Source organism: Amycolatopsis sp. NPDC041971, from assembly GCF_055588925.1.
Genome location: NZ_JBVJCE010000018.1, coordinates 47,631 through 66,586 on the forward strand (window position 1 = coordinate 47,631; position 18,956 = coordinate 66,586).

An 18,956-nucleotide genomic window follows, 5' to 3' on the forward strand; every position below is an offset into this window, starting at 1 on the left:
CACCCTCTGGTTCGTCCCGTCGTTCTGCGGTCTCTTCCCCGGCGTGCTGTGATCAGCTTCGTTCTAATGGGCAATCATGTTGCTGAAGAGCTTGAAACTTTAGCAAGAAGTGCCCGACTTGAGATTGTGGTCGTGAAGTTGTGTAGACCTGCTTGAGATGTCCTGAAGCCTCGTCGGCGAACTCTTCCCAATCGTCAGGCGAGTACGACATAATGCGCGCAACCGGGGACCGGAGGCCCGTCCAAGGCCGCCGATGGAGTCGAGTCGGCAGGCGTGGGCATGTCGCTGATGACGACGCGCTGATCGACCTGCTGTTCACCCGTGGTCACGCTGTGCTTGCCCTCCGCCCCAGTTGACTGCTGATCATAATGTCGCTTCAAGGGCCGCGCATGTAACAGAGAGCTTGCAAGCAAAGTCAACGGAACTCGTAGCCATGGCGTTGGTGCCCTTCGTAATCCGACGCTATCGAGCCAGATGCCTGACTGTTAGTCGTATCGGTTGTGGAGACAATCCCGAGCTTCTCCCGGGCGACGGTGAACCTGCAATGGTGCTCGAAGACCACCTGTCCTGGGGGCTTGACCTGCGCATATTCGGCATCCTTAGGTCAAGTGGGTTACCGTCGAACTGTGAACGGCGCGCACGTGGACACCGGTGCGCGGGGCGACGGGAGCTCGCGATGGCACGGAAGGCGGTGCACGGCCTGTGGGGTTCCAGAAGTCGGTTCATGCATCAGACCTGCGGCGACAGGCGCGTTCGACGGGTAGGGCATGATCGTCGGCCATGTCGTTGCGTCTGCTCTATCTGATCTTCTCTCGACTGGTGGGCCTGGTGGTGTTGCTCGGCCGTTCGTCAGCGTCGAAGAATGTCGAGTTGCTGGTATTGCGCCATGAGGTCGCCGTGCTGCGCAGAGGCAGCCCGAAACCTCGTCTGGACTGGGCTGACCGGGCTGTGTTCGCCGCGTTGGTCCGCCTGCTGCCCAGGGCGCTGCGGACACACCGGTTGGTCACCCCGGGCACGATCCAGCGCTGGCACCGGCGGCTGGTAGCCGCGAAGTGGACCTATCCACACCGGGTCGGCCGGCCACCAGTCGACGACGCGATCGCCAGGCTGATCGAACGGATGGCCACAGAGAACCACAGCTGGGGCTACAAGAGGCTTCAGGGTGAGCTGCTCAAGCTCGGACACCGGGTCGGTGCCTCGACCATCCGGCGGATCCTGAAGCGGGCACACATACCTCCCGCGACCGTTCGGCACACCGACACCACCTGGCGGCAGTTCCTGCGCACGCAGGCCTCGACGATGCTGGCGTGCGACTTCTTCCACATCGACTGCGCGCTCACCCTCCGGAGGATCTACGTGTTCTTCGTGCTGGAGGTCGGCAGCCGCTACGTCCACATCCTGGGCACGACCACGAATCCGGACGGCCGGTGGACTACTCAGCAGATCCGCAATCTCATGCTGGATCTTGGTGATCGCATCGACGAGTTCAGGTTCCTCATCCGTGATCGGGCTGGCCAGTTCTCGGCCTCGTTCGACGCCGTTCTGGCCGACGTCGGCATGGAGGCGGTAAGGATTCCTCCGCGTTGCCCGCGGGCGAACTGCTACGCCGAACGGTTCGTGCTCACGGCCAGAACCGAGCTCACCGACCGTATGTTGATCGTGGGCGAGCGGCATCTGCGCGCCGTGCTCGCCGAGTACGTCCGACGTTACAACGGTCGACGGCCGCACCGGGCACGCGAGCTTCGCCCACCACAGCCGACCCACCCCGTGGCGGACCTCAACTCTCAGCGGATCAGGCGACAGCGGCTTCTCGGAGGCCTGATCAACGAGTACGAACGGGCGGCGTAAACCTACTGGTCAGAGCCGTCGGCAGACTTGTGGAACCCCGCAGGATCTCCGAGCGCTTCCGGCTGCCCGCCCCCGATGTCCCCTCGCTGAACGTGCCGCCTGAGGCGTCTCTGCACGACGTCGAAACGATCGCCCTGCGGGTCCGCGGCCAGTGGGACCTCGACCAGCGGCCGATCCCGAACATGGTGCACCTGCTCGAAGCCCGCGGTGTCCGCGTGTTCTCCCTGGTCCAGGAGGTCCGCGACGTCGACGCCTTCTCCTTCTACATGGAGAACGAGCCGTTCGTCTTCATCGACACCGGCAAAACCGCCGAACGGCAGCGGTTCGACGCGGCCCACGAACTCGGCCACCTCGTCATGCACCAGGGACCCGAGCGTGTGCAGAGCCGGGAAGCCGAACGCCAGGCCGACCGCTTCGCCGCCGCCTTCCTCATGCCCCGAGCCGACGTTCTCGCGCACCACCTGCGCAACGCCAGTCCCGACCAGCTCATCGACGCCAGCCGCCGTTGGCGGGTGTCAGCCATGGCTCTCGCTCACCGGCTCGGGGAACTCGGCCAGCTGACCGAATGGGGCTACCGCAGCGTCTGTGTCGAGCTGGCCAAACGCGGCTACCGCCGCAGTGAACCCGGCAGCCAGCTCGTTCCCGAGTCATCGCAGATTCTTGAGAAGGTCTTCGCGCACCTGCGCGCGAACGGCTCAGGTGTCAAAGCGATCATCGACAGCACCAAACTCACCTCCGAAGAGTTCAACCGGCACGTCTTCGGCCTAGCGAAAACGGTCAGCCTGGGAGGCTCGGAAGGCTTGGTCGTGACTGCACGACCGAACCGCAGTCACCTGCAGCTGGTAGATGGCTAGCTGCGTTTCCGTCGCGAATCACACTGTCACCAACGCAAGTAGTCCAGCGACCTGACCCCGGACGACGTCGACGAGCTCCTCGATCCGCTCTGCCTTCCGACGAGGGCCAGTGAAGCTGAGCCAAAGTGTTTGGAAACGAGCGTGAGAGTCAGAAGAGCAGGGGGCAAGCCCAACGGGCGAGCCCCGAGGCGGGCAGTTGGAGCCGGTCCAGAACGCAGCTGCCGATCCCTGCCGCTGCGCGTCGTTTACGAGTTCGAGTTCCCCGACCAGGTCAGGCTGACAAGCGTGGCAGGCCTGGTGTCGATCTCGCCGATCTTGACCCTGCCGCGGTAGATTCGGTGGGCGTGGAAAGTGTCGTCTCGCCGTCATGACCGAGTGGAGACGAGCTGAGCCAGACCTCGTCGCCGAGGTCGATGCCGCGCGCGAGTGGGAACGTGGGGCAACTTGCCTTGTCCACGCATCCCAACGTCCGCCGCACCGGAAGCAGTGTCCACTCAGCACACCGACCGGGTGATCCCGGCGAAGACGACGCGGACGGCGGGGGAGGTGGAAGCGGCCGGCTCCCTTTGTGCGTGCACACCGGGGAACCGGCCACAGCGGGCCGCCCACGACAAATCGTTGATGGTCCTGCTGTCGTGGGCGGCCAGGGCAGTGCTCTAAATGGGCCGTACGTTTTCTGCCTGCGGCCCCTTCTGCCCTTGGGGCATAGTGAACTCCACCCTCCGGTTTTCCTCCAGCGACCTGTAACCGCCCGCGTCGATGGCGCTGTAGTGGACGAACACGTCCGCACTACCGTCGTCGTCCAGTGCGATGAAGCCGAACCCCTTCTCGGCGTCGAACCACTTGACTGTGCCTATCGCTTCCATTCGCTCAACGACTGTGTACGAACGAGGAACAACCACATCCCGTGGCCGACGCCGCTGCCGCGGTCAAGACGCCTGCCCCCGGTACCGCTGCGGCCACGGCCACTGCAGTCATGATCCGCATCACTGTTCGCATGAGACCCAACTCCGTGGGATCGATCTGTGCGTTCTGGACACGGTTGGATTGCCTGTTCCGTAACTAGTGCCTGCGACGCGGCGCCGTCATCGGCGCCGAACGCACGGCCTGCCACGACGCCTGGCACGCCGAGATCGGCGATTGAACCGGCGGCCCGCTGGCAACTGGGCCGACCCTTGCCTCTGGAGAGAACGGGTGTTCAGTCGTCGTCGTCGGCGTCACAAAACCACTCGACGTAGTTGCACATGGCCTCGAAATCGTCGTCGGAGCAAGTACCGTTGTTGGAGCATTCCTCGCCGGAGAAGTCCTCTTCATCTGCTTCGCCCGGTTGAAAATTCTGCACGTACAATTCGTACTCGTACTTCTGATACTCTCCATAATCTCGCAGATAGCCTTCGCAGCGGTAACCGGACCACCGGTCCTCGTCCCGGTCAGTGCCGCCATCGCCTGCCTTGCCCGCACTATGACACTGGGCCTCGGTGTCATACGAACCTATATGGGTGTCGCGGTAGGCCATAGCAGTGCCGCTCGCGCTCACCATCGTCAACAGCACACCGGCGGCCACAGCCGCAATACGACGAGTGTTCATGTTCTGCTCCTTCCAGTGCTGACCAGCCGGGTTCCTGACGCGTCCCGTCGACCCGAATTGGTTACATCTCTCAGGTACCCATCGCGCTGGTGACGATTCGCTCAGACCGACGCTTCACGCCTGGACCACCCGAAAGTGAGAGGCGGACACAATGTTTTTCCGACGTGAAAAGGGAGCAGTGGCGGCGCTGTCGCCGAGGGCCCAGATCCCGTACTCGCTGCGTGTGAGAAACACCAGATGGTAGACGGGTTGGTGATGAAGCTGGCGTCACACCGGAACCACGACGTGCTTCATTCCCGTAGCTGCCCTAGTCGGCGCGCGTACTCGGTGACCACGGCCTCGGCGGCGGACTCCCAATCCCCGCGCTGGGATGTCTTGTGAGCGTCCAGCGCGACTCGACGCCACCACGGCCCGCCACACACTGCGTCCATCATGGGCACAGCGGCGTGATCGCGTAGATCCTTATTGATCACCCCGGCCGCGCGGCGGGTGAAATCCGCGCTGAAGTTCAGCAGTACTTCTGTCGGGGGCCACCGGGAGCCACGTGCTCGTCGGAGCAGTTTGTGGAGCTCGGCGGAAGGGGAGGATGGCGTCGCACGGATCGAGGAACAAGAACAGCGGGGCGCTCTCGGCGCGAGCGAGAATCTCCGTTAAGTGATCCTGCACCTGGCCATGGAACGTAGCCACAGACAACCCAGTCTGCCGGTACTCAGCGGCTACCGAATGAATCACCGAACACTTGCGCGATCGAGCACCGATCGGCGGTCAGGCTTCTCGGCGCCCACGACCGAAAACTGGGACGTGGTGTTCGAGAGTGAGCATGGATCCGTGAGTCCAGAGGGCTATCCCTGACACGCAGCGCGGACGACATCGCCACCCTGGCCGACGCATACACGGGCGGGCTACCCTTGCACGCGCGGGGATGGCCCCGGCAACCAGGGCGTGATCGACGGCCTCGCCGCATCCGCGCCGCGTACGCGGGGATGCCCCGTACCGCTGCATGGTCATCGGGATCTTGGGCGGGTCTGCCCCGCGTATGTGGGGATCGCTAGACGGACGAACGGTGCGCCACCCGCCCCGTTCGTCCTGCGTACGCGGGATCGTTCTCATCTGAAACCTCTTCAGCGTGGGTTGATCATGTCCGCCCTGCGGGTGTGGAATTGCCCGGCTCGTCAAGTCGGCCGAGGAGAGCAAGTGGCGGCGGACCGACCCAGAGGCGCAGTTTCGTGAGCGGGTGCAGCAGTTCGAGTCGCGGGCGGCGAAGGCCCGTGCGGCGGGCGACGGCGGCGCGCGAAGAAGGCGGACGAGTAGGCCACGCAGTGGCGTGAGTGGCTGAAGCGGCCATCGCGGACGAGTGAGCGCGACGTCCATATTGAGGGGTATGGCGATGCCGTCGCGGCCAGGTCGGCAAACGCTCGGCCCGAAGGCTGCTTTTCCTGAGCGTATCGAAGCGGGTTCGAACCCGACCGCTCTCTTCCGAGACCGGAATCGCCAGGCCCGTCGCAGGGGGGCACGTCGTCTCCGATTGGGCTCCGTTGCCGACGTAGAGCCCGACATGGGTCGGCACGGGATGGCACTCGTCCCCCGGCGAAGGTTGGTGTTGACCTGCACAAACTGGCAGTATGTGACACTGAACGTCACTAGGCGGCATGGCTGAGCCGCTGACTTTTAATCCGTAGGTGCTGAGTTCAAGCTTGGAGTTCCTCGCAACATCAACATTCCTACGGGCTGCGCCGGTGACCAAGTTTCGGGCGGCCAGCTCGGGGTGCATGTTCGAGCCGACGTCGAACTAGGGGAGCTGGGAACCGTTACGGTGGCGGTGTCGATCTTGCTGAGCGACGGCGAAGATCATCTACAAGCACGCATGCCGACAGCTCGGGCGCGTCTCGGGCTCGGATCAGACCACAATGGACAATAAGGAAGTGGAAGAAACGCGTCCACATAACACAAAACCCCACGTCATCGAACCGAAAACGTGGGGCCTGAATGTGCGCCATCAGGGACTCGAACCCCGAACCCGCTGGTTAAGAGCCAGCTGCTCTGCCAATTGAGCTAATGGCGCCTGCTTGTTCCGCCGCTTTGGTGTTCCCCTCGGCGACGTGGAAAACATTAACACAGGGTTGCTGGAGCCCGTTTCAGGGGGGTCCCCTTGCGACGGACCGGGACGTATTCGGCCATCCGGCCGCGAGCGTTGCGGCCGGTCAGGCAGACTATAGCCAGACGTTGGGGTTGGTACCACGCGAAACGGGCGGTGTGCATGAGGGTCTGGGGAGCGACGGGGCGGTCGCGGGTGGCTGTGTTGGCTTTGGTAACCGGGTTCACACTGGCTGCCTGCAGCAGTACACCGTCGGGTGAATCGCCGTCGCCGGGTGCTACTCCCGGTGATTCGCAGCAGGGCGGAGCCCCGGCGCCGGCGCCGAAACCCGCCGTGGTGACGCTGACCCCGGCGCAGGGCGCGGCGAACGTGGCGCCCGGTGAGCCGGTCACGGTCGCCGTCGCCGACGGCAAGGTGGGCGAGGTCAAACTGACGGGCGCCGACGGCAAGGTCGTCGCGGGCAAGCCGAAGGAAGACGGTTCGGGCTGGGAGTCGGCGGAGCCGCTCGGCTACAGCAAGACCTACACCGTCACCGTGGCCGCGACCGGGACCGACGGCAAGCCGGTCACCTCCACCTCGACGTTCTCCACGGCCAAGCCGGGACGTCAGATCGGTGTCTCGATCAACCTGGTCGAAGGGGAGACGGTCGGCGTCGGGCTGCCATTGATCTTCACCTTCACCGGCAACGTGCCGGACAAGGCGGCGACCGAGAAGGCGTTGAAGATCGTCACCGAGCCGCAGGCCGAGGGCGCGTTCCACTGGTTCGGCGAGAAGACCGTGATGTGGCGGCCCAAGGAGTACTTCAAGCCGGGTACGAAGATCTCGGTCAACGCGGCGATCTACGGCAAGAACCTCGGCAACAACACCTTCGGCCGCGAGGACAAGCCTGCCAAGGTGGTCGTCGGCGACAAGCTGGTGGCGACCGCGGACGGCGGCACTCATCAGATGAAGGTCGTGGTGAATGACCAAGAGGTCAAGCAGATGCCGATCTCGATGGGCAAGCCGTCGAGCAGCACCCCGGCTGGGACCTACACGGTGATGAGCGAGCACACCGGGTACACGATGGACTCGAGCACTTACGGCGTCCCAACGGACAGCAAGGCCGGTTACCGGACGTTCGTGAAGTACGCGGTGCGGATGTCGAACAGCGGCATCTTCTACCACTCGGCGCCGTGGTCGGTCGGTTCGCAGGGCAAGCGGAACGTGAGCCACGGCTGCATCAACCTGTCGACCGAGAACGCGCAGTGGCTGATGGAGACTTCGAAGAAGGGTGACATCATCACCGTCACCAACTCGGGCCCGCAGGTGCTGGAACCGACCGACGGCTGGTCGGTGTGGCAGATGTCCTGGGACGACTGGAAGACCGGCGGCGACCGGAACTGACCCGATGCGTTGAGGGTCCTGTCAGGACGGATCAGTCCCGACAGGACCCTCAACGCTTTCCAGGGCAGACTCCGGCCGGCACGACCCCTCTCACAGCACCGACCGGATGGGGATCCGGGGGCTCGGCCCCCGGAAAAGGCGAAACCCCAGCCTGGTGGAGGGCCCGCCAAGGCCCGACCAAACTGGGGTAACGGGGTGAGCGACGGGTTTCGAACCCGCGACCTCCTGGACCACAACCAGGTGCTCTACCAGCTGAGCTACGCCCACCATCGCCGGGCTCGGGAAGCTTCCCCATCACCTCGGCCGCACTATATTAGCGTGCCTGTTTCCGGGGCTCGCAACGGGTTACCGTTCGTGGCGTTCCTGCACTTCAGCGGCCGCCGCCTTGGCCTGTTCGGTGCTCGGGCCGGGCTGCGGGACGAAGGCGGCGCGACGGTAGTAGTCGAGCTCCCAGATGGATTCCTTGATGTCGGCGAGCGCGCGGTGCGCGAGCCCCTTCTCGGGCTTGGCGTAGTAGATCCGCGGGTACCAGCGCCGGACGAGTTCCTTCACCGAGGAGACGTCGACCATGCGGTAGTGCAGGTGCGCGTCGAGAAGTGGCATGTCGCGGGTGATGAAGCCGCGGTCGGTGGCGATGGAGTTGCCGGCGAGCGGAGCGATGTTGGCCTCGGGCACGTGCGTGCGGATGTACTCGAGGACGCGCTGCTCGGCTTCTTCCATGGTGACCGTGGAGTGCCGGACCTCTTCGGTGAGGCCGGAGCGGGCGTGCATCTCGCGGACGACCTCCGGCATGCCGTCGAGGGCTTCGTCGTCGGCGTGGATGACGATGTCGACGCCTTCGCCGAGGACGTTGAGCTCGGCGTCGGTCACCAGCGCGGCTATTTCGATCAACGCGTCCTTGCCGAGGTCGAGCCCCGTCATCTCGCAGTCGATCCAGACTAGGCGGTCGTTCACCCCGAAACCCTAACCCGACCCGCGGATTCATGACGCGCGACGTGCGGGTTCGGCGCGTTGCTGGCAGCGTGTGCGTCCTCAGGTGAGTCATGTCACAGACCAGGGGAGCGACAGTGACCGAACAGGGTCCAGCCCAGGAGATCGCGCAGGGGTACGTCAGCGAGGGTCCGGCGGTCGAACTCGGCGCCGTCATGATCGACGGCGAGGTCCACGCCGGCGCCGCGGTCCGGCTGCCGCTGGCGACGTTGAACCGGCACGGGCTGGTCGCCGGCGCGACCGGTACCGGCAAGACGAAGACCTTGCAGCTGGTCGCCGAGCAGTTGTCGGCCGCGGGCGTGCCGGTGGTGCTGGCGGACGTGAAGGGCGACCTGTCGGGGCTCGCCGCGCAGGGTGAGAGCAACGACAAGATCGCCAAACGCGCGGAGGAACTGGGTGATTCCTGGGCGCCCGCCGCGTTTCCCGTGCGGTTCCTGTCGCTGGGTGCCGGCGGCAAGGGGTCACCGATCCGGGCGACGATCACGAGTTTCGGCCCGATCCTGCTGTCGAAAGTGCTGGGGCTCAACGAAACCCAGGAGTCGACGCTTGGGCTGATCTTCCACTGGGCCGATCAGCGCGGCTTGGCGTTGCTGGACACGAAGGATCTCCGCTCGGTCATCACGCACCTCACGAGTGACGAGGGCAAGGAGGACCTCAAGGGCATCGGTGGCGTCTCGGCCGCGACGGCCGGGGTGATCCTCCGTGCGCTGTCCAATCTGGAGGCTCAGGGCGGCGAAGACTTCTTCGGTGAGCCCGAACTGGACGTCCACGACCTGATGCGCGAGGTCGACGGCAAGGCGATGGTGACCTTGCTGGAGCTGGACAACCTCCAGTCGAAGCCCGCTTTGTTCTCGACGTTCCTCATGTGGCTGCTGGCCGAGTTGTTCGAAGAGCTACCGGAAGAGGGTGACCTCGACAAGCCGAAGTTGGTGTTCTTCTTCGACGAGGCGCACCTGCTGTTCAACGACGCGTCGAAGGCGTTCCTGGACCGCATCGAGCAGACCGTGAAGCTGATCCGGTCGAAGGGTGTCGGCGTGTTCTTCTGCACGCAGCTCCCGACGGACATCCCGAACAACGTCCTGTCCCAGCTGGGCGCGCGGGTGCAGCACGCGTTGCGCGCGTTCACGCCCGAGGATCAGGCGGCGCTGACGAAGACGGTCAAGACGTACCCGAAGACGAAGCACTACGAACTGGACTCGGCGCTGACGTCGCTCGGTATTGGCGAAGCGATCGTCACCGTGCTTTCCGAGCGGGGAGCGCCGACACCGGTCGCGTGGACCCGCCTGCGCGCACCGCGTTCGAAGATGGGGTCCATCGGTGCCGAGGCCATCGCCGCGGCCACGACGTCTTCGGATCTGCACGCGAAGTACGCCGAGACGATCGACCGCGAGTCGGCCTACGAGAAGCTCGCCGCGAAGATGGCCGCGCCGCCCGCAGGTGAGGCTCCGCCCCCGGCGCCGAAACCGGAGAAGGACGGGCCGGGCATGGTCGAACAGGCGATGAAGAATCCGGCGGTGAAGTCGTTCTTTCGCTCGGCGGCGAGCGCACTCGGGCGGGAGATCACGCGCGGCCTGTTCGGGAATCGGAGGCGCTGAGAAATACCTGACGCGTTCTGTCAGGTATTTCCGGCAGGCTCGGCGACATGACCAACACCGCGACAGCGTCGTTCACCGTGGACGGCTGGGAGCCGCAAGCCACCGAGAAGCCCGAAGACACCGAGTTCTCGCGGGTGCTGCTGACCAAGACGTTCACCGGTGACGTCGAGGGGACCAGCGCCGTGGAGATGCTGACTGCGGTGAACGGGACGGCGTCGGCGTACGTCGCCTTCGAGCGGCTGGCCGTCACTGTCGACGGGCGCAAGGGTGGCTTCGTCCTGCATCACTCGGCGGGGGAGAACGGCCACGACCTGTTCGTCCTGCCGGGCTCCGGTCACGGTGAACTGGCCGGCATCACCGGAACGGCGGAGATCGTCAAGGACGACGAGGGCAACCACACCTTCACCCTCACCTACGACCGCTGAAAGTCCGTGAAGGCCTCCTTGAGGGACCCAGAGTCCCTCAAGGAGGCCTTCACGGACAGTGCCTGCTGGGCCGCCCCCTGACAGCGGTCCAGACGGCCGGCTCAGCCGACGATCTGCTCGACGATCTTCTTGGCGTCGTTGATGGGGATCGCGAAGCCGATGCCGATGCTGCCGGTCGAGGTCGGGTTGTACAGCGCCGAGTTGATGCCGATGACGTTCCCCTGCGCGTCCACCAGAGCCCCGCCCGAGTTGCCCTGGTTGATCGGGGCGTCGGTCTGGATCGCGGTGTAGCTCGGCCTGGCTTCGTTCGTGGTCCTGCTGTAAGGCGAGCGCCGCTCCTGGCCACTGCTCAACTCGTCGAGCTCGCGGTTCAGCGCGCTGACGATCCCGGTGGTCACGGTGTTCTGCAGCCCGCCGGGCGAGCCGATCGCGACGACCTGGCGGCCGACGGCGAGCTTGCTCGAATCGCCGAGCGAAGCCGGGGTCAGGCCGCTCGCGCCCTTCGCCTGGATCACGGCGATGTCGGCCTTCGTGTCGGCGCCGACCACACTCGCCGGGTACTGCTTGCCGTCCGACAGCGTGACGATCACGTCGCCCTGGGCGTCGGCGACCACGTGGGCGTTGGTGACGATGCGCCCGTCCGCCGTCAGGATGACGCCGGAGCCGACGGCCTCACCCTGCGCGGTGGTCACGTTCACCTGGACGACGCTCGGCGTCACCTTCGCGGCGACCCCGCTGACGTCACCCGAAGTGTTGTTCCCGACCGGTTGCCCGCTGGCGACCGCGGACGAACCCGTGCCCGACGTCGACGACGTGGAGCCGAACCCCACGATCGCCGCTCCACCGACCCCGCCGAAGAGTGCGGCGGCGAGCGCCGTCGCGCTGACGAGGATGGCGACCCTGCCCCCCTTCTTGCGAGGCGCCGGAGCCGGAGGAGGCTGCGGGGTGAAGAGCGGATTCGGCGCGGCCTGCCAAGAGGGGTAACCGGGGTACTGCTGCTGGTGCGGCGGCTGGGGCCCACCGGTGGAGGCGGGGCCGGGCCGACTCTCGTTCTCGGTCATGGCACAAGATTGGCGCCCGTACTTGTGAGCCGCCTGTGGAAAACCCCTGGGCTTTCCTGAGAAGAATCTCCTGAGACTCCGCCCATGCGCTCTCGGCGGGAAAGAGCACTTCGAGCACTCAGTCGAAGAACGCCGGGACGTCCAACGCTCCGCCCGAAGCCTCGAACTCCTCGTGCACCGCCGCGCGGAGTTTCGTGTCGGCCAGGTAGTCGACGGCGGTCAGCGCCAGTCCCAGCGCGCCGTCGACGACCGCGCGATCGCCGTCCGGCGAACCGGCCGCGGCCGCGAACTCCTTGGTGTGCAAGGCGGTCGTCGGTCCGGCGATGGCGATCATCGGGTGGATCGCGGGCATCCGGTAGGAGAGGTTGCCGAGATCGGTCGAGCCGGTGAGGAATTCCGGCACGATCCCCAGCGGCAGCGGTTTGCGGCCGGCGTCGACCTGATGCACCGACCAGCGTCCGGCGAGGGTGGTGTTGAACCGGATCGGCAGATACGCGGGCTGCGCGTCCCACTTCAGTTCGACTCCGCAGCCGGTCATCTCCGCCGCGCCGCGCGCGATCGCCGAAACCCGCTCGGCGAGGTCGCGCAGCGTGTCCGGTTGCGCGGACCGGAGGTAGAACAGCAATGCCGCGCGTTCGGGCACGACGTTCGGCCGCGCGCCACCGTCGGTGAAGACGCCGTGGACGCGATCGCTGGAGGGCAGATGCTGCCGAAGAGCCGCGACGCCCTGGTACGCGGCGACGGCGGCGTCGAGCGCGTTGCGTCCCATGAACGGCTGGGCCGAGGCGTGCGCGCCGACCCCGTGGAACACCATTTCCAGCTGACGTCTGCCGAGGAACGGGTGCATGGCGATGTCGTGGCTGAACGGGTGCAGCATGACCACGGCGTCGACGTCGTCGAAAACGCCCGCGCGGGCCATCGTCTCCTTGCCGCCACCGCCTTCCTCCGCCGGCGTGCCGATCAGCGAGATCCGGCCGCCCAGCCGTTCGGCGACCGCCGCCGCGCCGAGGAAACCGCCCGCACCCGCGGTGCAGATGACGTTGTGCCCGCACCCGTGGCCGAGCCCGGGGAGGGCGTCGTACTCGGAGAGGACGGCGATGTGCGGGCCGCTGCCGGGAGTGGTCGCGACCAAGGCGGTGTCCAGTCCGCCCGCGCCGATCGTCACCTGGTGGCCGTGCCGCTCGAGCAGGTCCCCGAGCGCCCGGACCGAGCGGTGCTCGGCGAAACCCTCTTCGGGATGAGCGTGCAGGTCCTGGCTCAGCTCCACCAGTTCCGCCGTCAGCCCGCGGATCTCGGCGCTGACGGCGTCTCGTGTGGCGGCGTCCGCGCCGTCATGGGGCGAGCCGAGGGGCTCGGCCGCGGCGACGGCGTCCGCGGTCGCCTCGACCAGCGAACGGAGGTAGCCGTCGTCGGGGGGAATCGGCGAAGCGTGCTCAGAGCGGATCATTTCCGGATGTTAACTCCTAGCTCCGCCGTGACGATCTGCGTGACACCGGAGTACCGCTCGTCGACGTGGTCGAAGCCGCGCCGGAGCAGTTTCGCCGCGATCTCGCCGCGGTCGAACATCCGCTGTCCGCTCAGCCTGCCGAGGACGGTGTCCGCCAGCCGCATCGGCTGATCGCTGTGCCGGGCACTCGTCAGCATCACCAGTGAGCCGCCGGGTTTCAGCACACGGGCGAACGAATCCAGCGCCGCGTCCGGATCGGCGAACATGTGCAGAGCGGCGAAGCAGCAGACGGCGTCCACAGTGGAATCACCTAGCGGCAGGTCGACGGCGTCGGCGCGAAGGTAGGTCACCGAGGGCGGATTCGGAGCGGAGAGCGCCTTTTCCAGCATGGTGACCGAACCGTCGAGTCCGATGGACAACCCGTCCGGGCCCACCGCTTCACCGAAGGCACGCGTGAACCGGCCGGTGCCGCAGGCGACGTCCAACGCGACCTGGCCGGGGCGCAGGCCGAGCGCTTCGATCGCGATACGGATCTCGTCCGCCATGGTCGGGCCGTTCAGTCCTTTCGCGACCCTGCCCAGCGTCGGGCGCCAGTACCGCTCGTAGATCATCGGCACGGCGGAGGTGCGCATCAGCCGCTGCGCGAGTCCGGTCGGCGGCCCCGCCTGCGGGATTTCCCCCAGCAGGTCAAGGAAACTTTTCGATGCGGCGGTGGGCGTGACGCCCGGCCGCAGCAGGCTCTCGAGGCGTTCGCGATGGTCCGGCACGGCTGCTCCCTTCACGGTCCCACCGGAGAATCTGCCATGACCGGCCCGTTCGCGACATCCCCGCCGCCGCGACCCGAAACTGTCGGTGGCCATCTCTAACGTCGGAGGGAGTCGCCGTTCCCAGCCGAAGGAGCCCGAAATGACCGGCTCGATCCTGCAGCACACCGCCACGACCACGCTTCGCATCCCGGTGCGCGGCCCGTTCGACCTCGACAAGTCCATCCGGTTCCTGACCGACTTCCCGCCCGCGTGCCGCGCGGACGCCGCCGCCGAAACCGGCACCCTGCGCTTCGCCTTTCCCGCCGAAGCGGGCTGGGAGCACGTCGGTGCGGCCGTCAGACAGAGATCGCCCGGCTCGATCGAGGTGGAGGTCTTCGCCGAGGAAGGGCTCGCCGTCGAGGTCGGCGCCCAGGTGCGCCGGATCCTTTCGGTGGACGTCGACGGCGTCGGCTTCGCCAAGATCGGCGCCGCGGATCCCGTGGTGCGCCGCCTGCAGCAGACCTTCCCCGGGCTGCGGCCCGTGCTGTTCCATTCGCCCTACGAAGCGGCCTGCTGGGCGATCCTGAGTCACCGGGCGCGGATGGCGCAGGCCGCCACGGCGAAACGACGGCTCGCCGAGGAGTTCGGCAGGCCGGTGGACGTCGGCGGGAAGATCCTCAGGTCGTTCCCGGCGCCGGACGTGCTGGCCGACCCCGGGGCCGGACGTGGGCTGCCGGAGGTGAAGGCCGAGCGGTTGCGCGCGGTGGCCAACGCCGCCAAGGACGGTCTGCTCGATGCCGCGTATCTGCGCGCGATGCCGGTCCCGGACGCGCTGCGCTGGTTGCAGCGGTTGCCGGGGATCGGCCCGTTTTCGGCGCAGCTGATCCTGATCCGGGGCGCCGGGCATCCGGACGTCTTCCCCGGCGGCGAGCCCCGGTTGCAGGAGGCCATGCGAGCCGCCTACGACCTGCCGATGGCGCCGCCCGAGGAACTGGAGGAGCTGTCCGCGGTGTGGCGGCCGTTCCGCAGCTGGGTGGCCTTCGCCCTGCGCAACGACCGGGAGTTTCGCACGCGCGAGATCGGGGGTTCGATGACCGCCTGACACGGGACGTATCCCGCTTGTGGTGAGCTGTCGCGGTGAGCTCGTCTCCCGCCGAAACGGTTTCCGACATCGCCCAGTCCACCCCGCCCGGCACGATCACCCTGGTCACCGGTGGTCTCGCACTGCTCGTGGTGCTCTCCGGCAGGCCTTGGCGGATCGCCCGCAACCTGATCACGCTCGTCCACGAGGCGGGTCACGCGCTGGCGGCGGTGCTGGTCGGCCGTCGGCTGCAGGGCATCAAGCTGCACTCGGACACCTCCGGCGTCACCGTCTCCCGTGGCAAACCGGAGGGGCCGGGAATGGCGTTCACCACGCTGGCCGGGTATCCGGCGGCCGCGGTGCTCGGGCTGGTGTTCGCGGGGCTGCTCTCGTCGGATCTGATCACCGTCGTGCTGATCATGACGGCGTTGATGCTGCTGGGCGTGCTGGTGATGGTGCGCAACACCTACGGCGTGTTCACCGTGGTCGCCAGCTCGGTGGTGCTCGGGCTGGTCGCGCTGGTGGCGCCCTCGTGGTTCCAGGCGATCTTCGTCTACCTGCTGACCTGGTTCCTGCTGTTCGGCGGCGTCCGGCCGGTGGTCGAGCTGCAGATCAAACGGCGCCGGGGTGCGGCGAGGGATTCCGACGCCGATCAGCTCGGCAGGCTCACCGGTATGCCCGCGGTGCTGTGGGTGCTGGTGATGGTCGTGCTGACGGTGAGCTGTCTCTTCGCGGGCGGGTTGTGGCTGCTGGAGCCGACCGTCGCCTGACCGGGGCGGTACGGCAGACTGATGGCTCGTTCCGCGCGGAAGGAGTCACCAGATGGACGAGGTCGCCAAGGCCGTCGAGGAATGCGCTCGATCGGCGAAACGGGCCGCACCGTCGCTGGCCGCCGCCTCCCCGGAGGCGATCGACGCCGCGCTGAACGCCATGGCGGACAAGCTGGTCGAGCACGCCGATGTCGTACTCGAAGCGAACCAGGCCGACATCGCCAAGGCACGCGAGGACGGGATGAGCGCGGGCCTGCTCGACAGGCTCACCATCACCCCCGAGCGGCTGACCGGCATGGCCGAACAGCTCCGTCTCCTCGCGGGCGCGCCGCATCAGGAGCGGTCCGTCGACGTGTCCACTTTGGACGGAGGGCTGCGGCTGGTGGAACGCCGCCGCCCGGTCGGTGTGATCGGCGCGAACTACGAGGCGCGGCCGAACGTCACGGTCGACGTCGCTTCGCAGCTGGTGAAGTCGCGCAACGGTGGTGTGCTCCGCACGGGTTCCGCCGCGCTCGGCTCGGCCCAGCGCCTGCGTGAGACCGTGATCGCCCCCGCGCTCGCCGAGGCGGGCATCGACCCGGACGTCGTCCAGCTGGTGCCGCGCGCCGAACGCGAAGCGGCTTCCGCGCTGGTCCGGTTCCCCGCGCTCGTGCCGCTGGTCATCCTGCGCGGCAGCGGAGACAGCACCAGGGCGCTGGCCACCGAGGCGGCCGTCCACGGCGTCCGCACGCTGGCCCACGCCGACGGCGGCGGCGTGCTGTACGTCGACGAGGCGGCCGACACCGGCAAGGTGCGCGACCTGGTCTTCGCCAGCCTCGACAGGCTCGGCGTCTGCAACCGGCTGAACCTGCTGCTGATCCACGAGGACGCCCACGACCGCGTCTGGCCCGGCATCTCCGGCGCGCTGGCCGAACGCGGCGTCACCCCGTCGCTCGCCCCGCACGAGCACGCCATCGGCTACGAATGGGCGCTCGACTCCGACCGCGAAGCGACCGTCACCGTCGCGAAGGTCTCGGGTCTTCCCGAAGCGGCGGAGATCGCCAACGAGCGGACCTCGGGCCTGGCCGCGGGCATCGCCACCGAAAGCAGCGAAGCCGCCGACGCGTTCTTCGACGCGTACACCGGCACCGGCGTCTTCTGGAACGCTCCCACCCGGCTGCTCGACGGCTTCAAGCTCCTCGCCGTCCCCGAGACCGGCATCAACCTGGACAAGGTCCCCGGCCCGCGCGGTCCGGTCACCTATACCGATCTCTATGTGCGGCAGTACGCCGTGCTGCCCGCCTGAGGCGGCTTCACGCCGCGGTCGTGAGTGGCGATTCGGATCAGGCGAGGTAGGGCGAAGATGGCGTGTGGCTTCGCAACGTCGGAGGCGGCGCGATAGCAAAGGTCCCTTGCTCTCCCCGGCAGGAGCTCAGCGTCGCCGTCGCTTCGACCGGGGCCGCGGCCGAGGCGGCAACGAAACCGCGGTGGCGTCCTCGACCTCGTCCGGAGCAGGCTCCGGCGCCGGAGTGGCGTCAGCCAGTCCCAGCATCTCCGCGGCGAGCTGCTGCGAAGAGGCGAACATGCCCGAAGGCCGGTCTCGCGTCCGTCGCAGCGAAGAGGGCCGCAGCCGGTTGTACCCCCGCACCGAAACCGGCCGTCGCGTGCGCACCTCGTATTCCGGAAAGCCTGAAAGCTCCGTGGCGAGTTCCTTGTCCACCAGGATGGTGCCCGGTCGCGCGGTCGAGGTGAGGCGGGCGGCGAGGTTCACGACCGAGCCGTAGACGTCGCCGAACCGGCTGAGGATCCGGCCCGACGCGAGGCCCGCGCGCACGGCGGGCAGGGTCTCGTCGGCGTCGGCGCGTTCGGACAGGGCGAGGGCGATCTCGGCGCCGTCGATGGCGGAATCGGCGACGAACAGGACCTCGTCTCCGATCATCTTCACGATCCGCCCGTGGTGATCGGCGACCACCTCGGTGGCGACGGATTCGAACCGGTCGAGGATGTCTGTCAGGCGCTCTTCGTCGACCTGCCTGGTCAGCCGGGTGTAGCCGACCATGTCGACGAACCCGACCACCTCGGTCCTCGCCTCGAGATCCTCGTCGGGAAAGGCCATCGCCCGGCCGGCGTAGGCCGCGAGGTGGCGGCGCCAGACGAACTCCTGGATCTTCTCCAGTTCGGGCAGCAGGCGTTCGACGAGCCGCCCGATCTGCCGTTCGCTGCTGCCGATCTCCTTGTTCTCGGTGATCATCGTCCACAGCATGTGGACCTGCCATTCCGCGAGCCGCGAAAGATGCTGGCCCAGCGCGCGGGTCACGGCCAGTTCGATGCCCGGGTCGATCAGTCCCGAGTTCATCAGCTGATCCGCCGTGCGGATCGCTTCGATGTCGGCGTCGGTGAAGACGACCTCGTCGTCATCGACCGTCGCGAAGCCCAGGGCACGCCAAAGTCGCCGAGAGCGCTCCTCGGGAACGCCTGCCTTCTCGGCGACTTCGAGCCGGGTGTACTTGCGCTTTCCGCCGAGCAGGATCCGTTCGAGGCGCTGTTGCAGCGCGTCGGTCGAGATCTCGCCGGGTTCGGGCATCAGGTGGTGTGGACGATGAGCACGTCCACCCCGGACTTCCGCGCGACTTCGGACGGCACGGAGCCCAGGATGCGGCCCGCGAGCGTGTTCAACCCGCGGTTGCCGACCACCAGCAAGTCGGCGGAGCGCTCGGCGACGACCTTGCGCAGCGAGTCGACGGGGTCTCCGACGACGGCGGCGGTCTCGATGTTCTTCGCGCCGGCCTTCGCCGCCCGGTCACGCGCGGACAGGAGGGTGTCCTCGGCCGGTGCCGAACCCACCACCTGGTACGCCTCGTCACCGAGGACGTCTTGCGCCTTCTCCACGTGGCCCTTGTTGGCGGGGTAGTAGGCGCACACGACGACCAAGGTCGCTCCGGAGTCCCCGGCGACACTCGCCGCCCGGTCGACCGCGGCGAACGAGGAATCCGATCCGTCCGTGCCCACGACCACGGTCCGATATGCAGCCATCCGCAACCTCCACCGATCTGACGGCCCACACCCGCGTGCGAGCAGCGACGAAAACCGCTCG

General features: G+C 67.1%; 17 protein-coding genes, 2 tRNA genes and 1 pseudogene. 9 read left to right on the forward strand and 11 right to left on the reverse strand.

The annotated features are described in order from the left end of the window. Nucleotides 1-194 precede the first annotated feature (194 nt). Nucleotides 195-329 carry a hypothetical protein gene (locus ACZ6DT_RS30400; protein WP_465601821.1) on the reverse strand — a complete coding sequence of 45 codons (135 nt, stop codon included), beginning with the start codon at nt 327-329 and terminating at the stop codon, nt 195-197. A gap of 451 nt (nt 330-780) precedes the next feature. Here ACZ6DT_RS30400 and ACZ6DT_RS30405 point away from each other — a divergent pair, with 451 nt between their 5' ends. Both ACZ6DT_RS30405 and ACZ6DT_RS30410 read left to right on the forward strand, forming a co-directional pair. Continuing rightward, nucleotides 781-1,848, forward strand: a complete 1,068-nt coding sequence (locus ACZ6DT_RS30405) for an integrase core domain-containing protein (RefSeq protein ID WP_465601824.1) — start codon at nt 781-783, stop codon at nt 1,846-1,848. Nucleotides 1,849-1,877: 29 nt separating this feature from the next. Next, nucleotides 1,878-2,702: an ImmA/IrrE family metallo-endopeptidase gene (locus ACZ6DT_RS30410; RefSeq protein WP_465601827.1), complete on the forward strand. Its 825-nt coding sequence runs from the start codon at nt 1,878-1,880 to the stop codon at nt 2,700-2,702. Between the two features lie 656 nt (nt 2,703-3,358). Here ACZ6DT_RS30410 and ACZ6DT_RS30415 read toward each other — a convergent pair. Both ACZ6DT_RS30415 and ACZ6DT_RS30420 read right to left on the reverse strand, forming a co-directional pair. Then, nucleotides 3,359-3,568: a cold-shock protein gene (locus tag ACZ6DT_RS30415; RefSeq protein ID WP_465601830.1), complete on the reverse strand. Its 210-nt coding sequence runs from the start codon at nt 3,566-3,568 to the stop codon at nt 3,359-3,361. Nucleotides 3,569-3,900: 332 nt separating this feature from the next. Beyond that, nucleotides 3,901-4,290 carry a hypothetical protein gene (locus ACZ6DT_RS30420; protein ID WP_465601833.1) on the reverse strand — a complete coding sequence of 130 codons (390 nt, stop codon included), beginning with the start codon at nt 4,288-4,290 and terminating at the stop codon, nt 3,901-3,903. A gap of 1,171 nt (nt 4,291-5,461) precedes the next feature. Between ACZ6DT_RS30420 and ACZ6DT_RS30425 the strand changes: the two are divergent. Then, a pseudogene (locus ACZ6DT_RS30425) lies at nt 5,462-5,601 on the forward strand (DUF349 domain-containing protein); the annotation flags it as partial. Between the two features lie 678 nt (nt 5,602-6,279). Here the strand turns inward: ACZ6DT_RS30425 and ACZ6DT_RS30430 are convergent. Then, nucleotides 6,280-6,352 (reverse strand) — tRNA-Lys (locus ACZ6DT_RS30430). A 195-nt stretch (nt 6,353-6,547) separates the two neighbouring features. On the opposite strand from ACZ6DT_RS30430, the gene ACZ6DT_RS30435 reads away from it, so the two are divergent. Continuing rightward, nucleotides 6,548-7,768: a L,D-transpeptidase gene (locus ACZ6DT_RS30435; protein ID WP_465601836.1), complete on the forward strand. Its 1,221-nt coding sequence runs from the start codon at nt 6,548-6,550 to the stop codon at nt 7,766-7,768. Between the two features lie 194 nt (nt 7,769-7,962). Here ACZ6DT_RS30435 and ACZ6DT_RS30440 read toward each other — a convergent pair. Continuing rightward, nucleotides 7,963-8,035: transfer RNA gene (locus ACZ6DT_RS30440), tRNA-His, on the reverse strand. A gap of 78 nt (nt 8,036-8,113) precedes the next feature. After that, nucleotides 8,114-8,722: an oligoribonuclease gene (orn, locus tag ACZ6DT_RS30445; RefSeq protein ID WP_465601839.1), complete on the reverse strand. Its 609-nt coding sequence runs from the start codon at nt 8,720-8,722 to the stop codon at nt 8,114-8,116. 113 nt (nt 8,723-8,835) lie between these two features. Here orn and ACZ6DT_RS30450 point away from each other — a divergent pair, with 113 nt between their 5' ends. Both ACZ6DT_RS30450 and ACZ6DT_RS30455 read left to right on the forward strand, forming a co-directional pair. Next, nucleotides 8,836-10,353, forward strand: a complete 1,518-nt coding sequence (locus tag ACZ6DT_RS30450) for a helicase HerA-like domain-containing protein (RefSeq protein ID WP_465601842.1) — start codon at nt 8,836-8,838, stop codon at nt 10,351-10,353. A 47-nt stretch (nt 10,354-10,400) separates the two neighbouring features. After that, entirely contained in the window at nt 10,401-10,778 is a 378-nt protein-coding gene (locus tag ACZ6DT_RS30455; RefSeq protein ID WP_465601843.1) for a DUF3224 domain-containing protein, read from the forward strand. Between the two features lie 101 nt (nt 10,779-10,879). Here the strand turns inward: ACZ6DT_RS30455 and ACZ6DT_RS30460 are convergent, their stop codons facing one another. The 3 genes from ACZ6DT_RS30460 to ACZ6DT_RS30470 all read right to left on the reverse strand — a co-directional run bounded on the left by ACZ6DT_RS30460 (nt 10,880) and on the right by ACZ6DT_RS30470 (nt 14,053). Next, entirely contained in the window at nt 10,880-11,839 is a 960-nt protein-coding gene (locus tag ACZ6DT_RS30460; protein ID WP_465601846.1) for a S1C family serine protease, read from the reverse strand. A 118-nt stretch (nt 11,840-11,957) separates the two neighbouring features. Then, a complete protein-coding gene (locus tag ACZ6DT_RS30465; RefSeq protein WP_465601848.1) occupies nt 11,958-13,286 on the reverse strand; it encodes a M20 family metallopeptidase in 1,329 nt (442 codons plus the stop codon). Further along, complete coding sequence (locus ACZ6DT_RS30470; RefSeq protein WP_465601851.1) at nt 13,283-14,053, reverse strand: class I SAM-dependent methyltransferase; 771 nt, start codon at nt 14,051-14,053, stop codon at nt 13,283-13,285. Before ACZ6DT_RS30470 ends, ACZ6DT_RS30465 begins: the two co-directional genes overlap by 4 nt. A gap of 139 nt (nt 14,054-14,192) precedes the next feature. Here ACZ6DT_RS30470 and ACZ6DT_RS30475 point away from each other — a divergent pair, with 139 nt between their 5' ends. From ACZ6DT_RS30475 to ACZ6DT_RS30485, 3 genes are read left to right on the forward strand one after another with little or no spacing between them, the layout of a single operon-like run. Next, nucleotides 14,193-15,134 (forward strand): DNA-3-methyladenine glycosylase family protein, encoded by a 942-nt coding sequence (locus tag ACZ6DT_RS30475; protein WP_465601854.1) that lies wholly within the window; start codon nt 14,193-14,195, stop codon nt 15,132-15,134. A gap of 35 nt (nt 15,135-15,169) precedes the next feature. Next, on the forward strand, nt 15,170-15,883 hold the full coding sequence (locus tag ACZ6DT_RS30480; protein WP_465601857.1) for a M50 family metallopeptidase: 714 nt from the start codon (nt 15,170-15,172) through the stop codon (nt 15,881-15,883). 52 nt (nt 15,884-15,935) lie between these two features. Beyond that, the gene (locus tag ACZ6DT_RS30485; RefSeq protein WP_465601860.1) at nt 15,936-17,168 is read left to right on the forward strand and encodes an aldehyde dehydrogenase family protein; all 1,233 of its coding nucleotides are present in this window, start codon (nt 15,936-15,938) and stop codon (nt 17,166-17,168) included. Nucleotides 17,169-17,294: 126 nt separating this feature from the next. Here the strand turns inward: ACZ6DT_RS30485 and ACZ6DT_RS30490 are convergent, their stop codons facing one another. Next, complete coding sequence (locus tag ACZ6DT_RS30490) at nt 17,295-18,446, reverse strand: adenylate/guanylate cyclase domain-containing protein (protein ID WP_465601863.1); 1,152 nt, start codon at nt 18,444-18,446, stop codon at nt 17,295-17,297. Next, entirely contained in the window at nt 18,446-18,895 is a 450-nt protein-coding gene (locus ACZ6DT_RS30495) for a universal stress protein (protein ID WP_465601866.1), read from the reverse strand. The genes ACZ6DT_RS30490 and ACZ6DT_RS30495 overlap by 1 nt, the downstream gene beginning before the upstream one ends. Nucleotides 18,896-18,956: the final 61 nt, after the last annotated feature.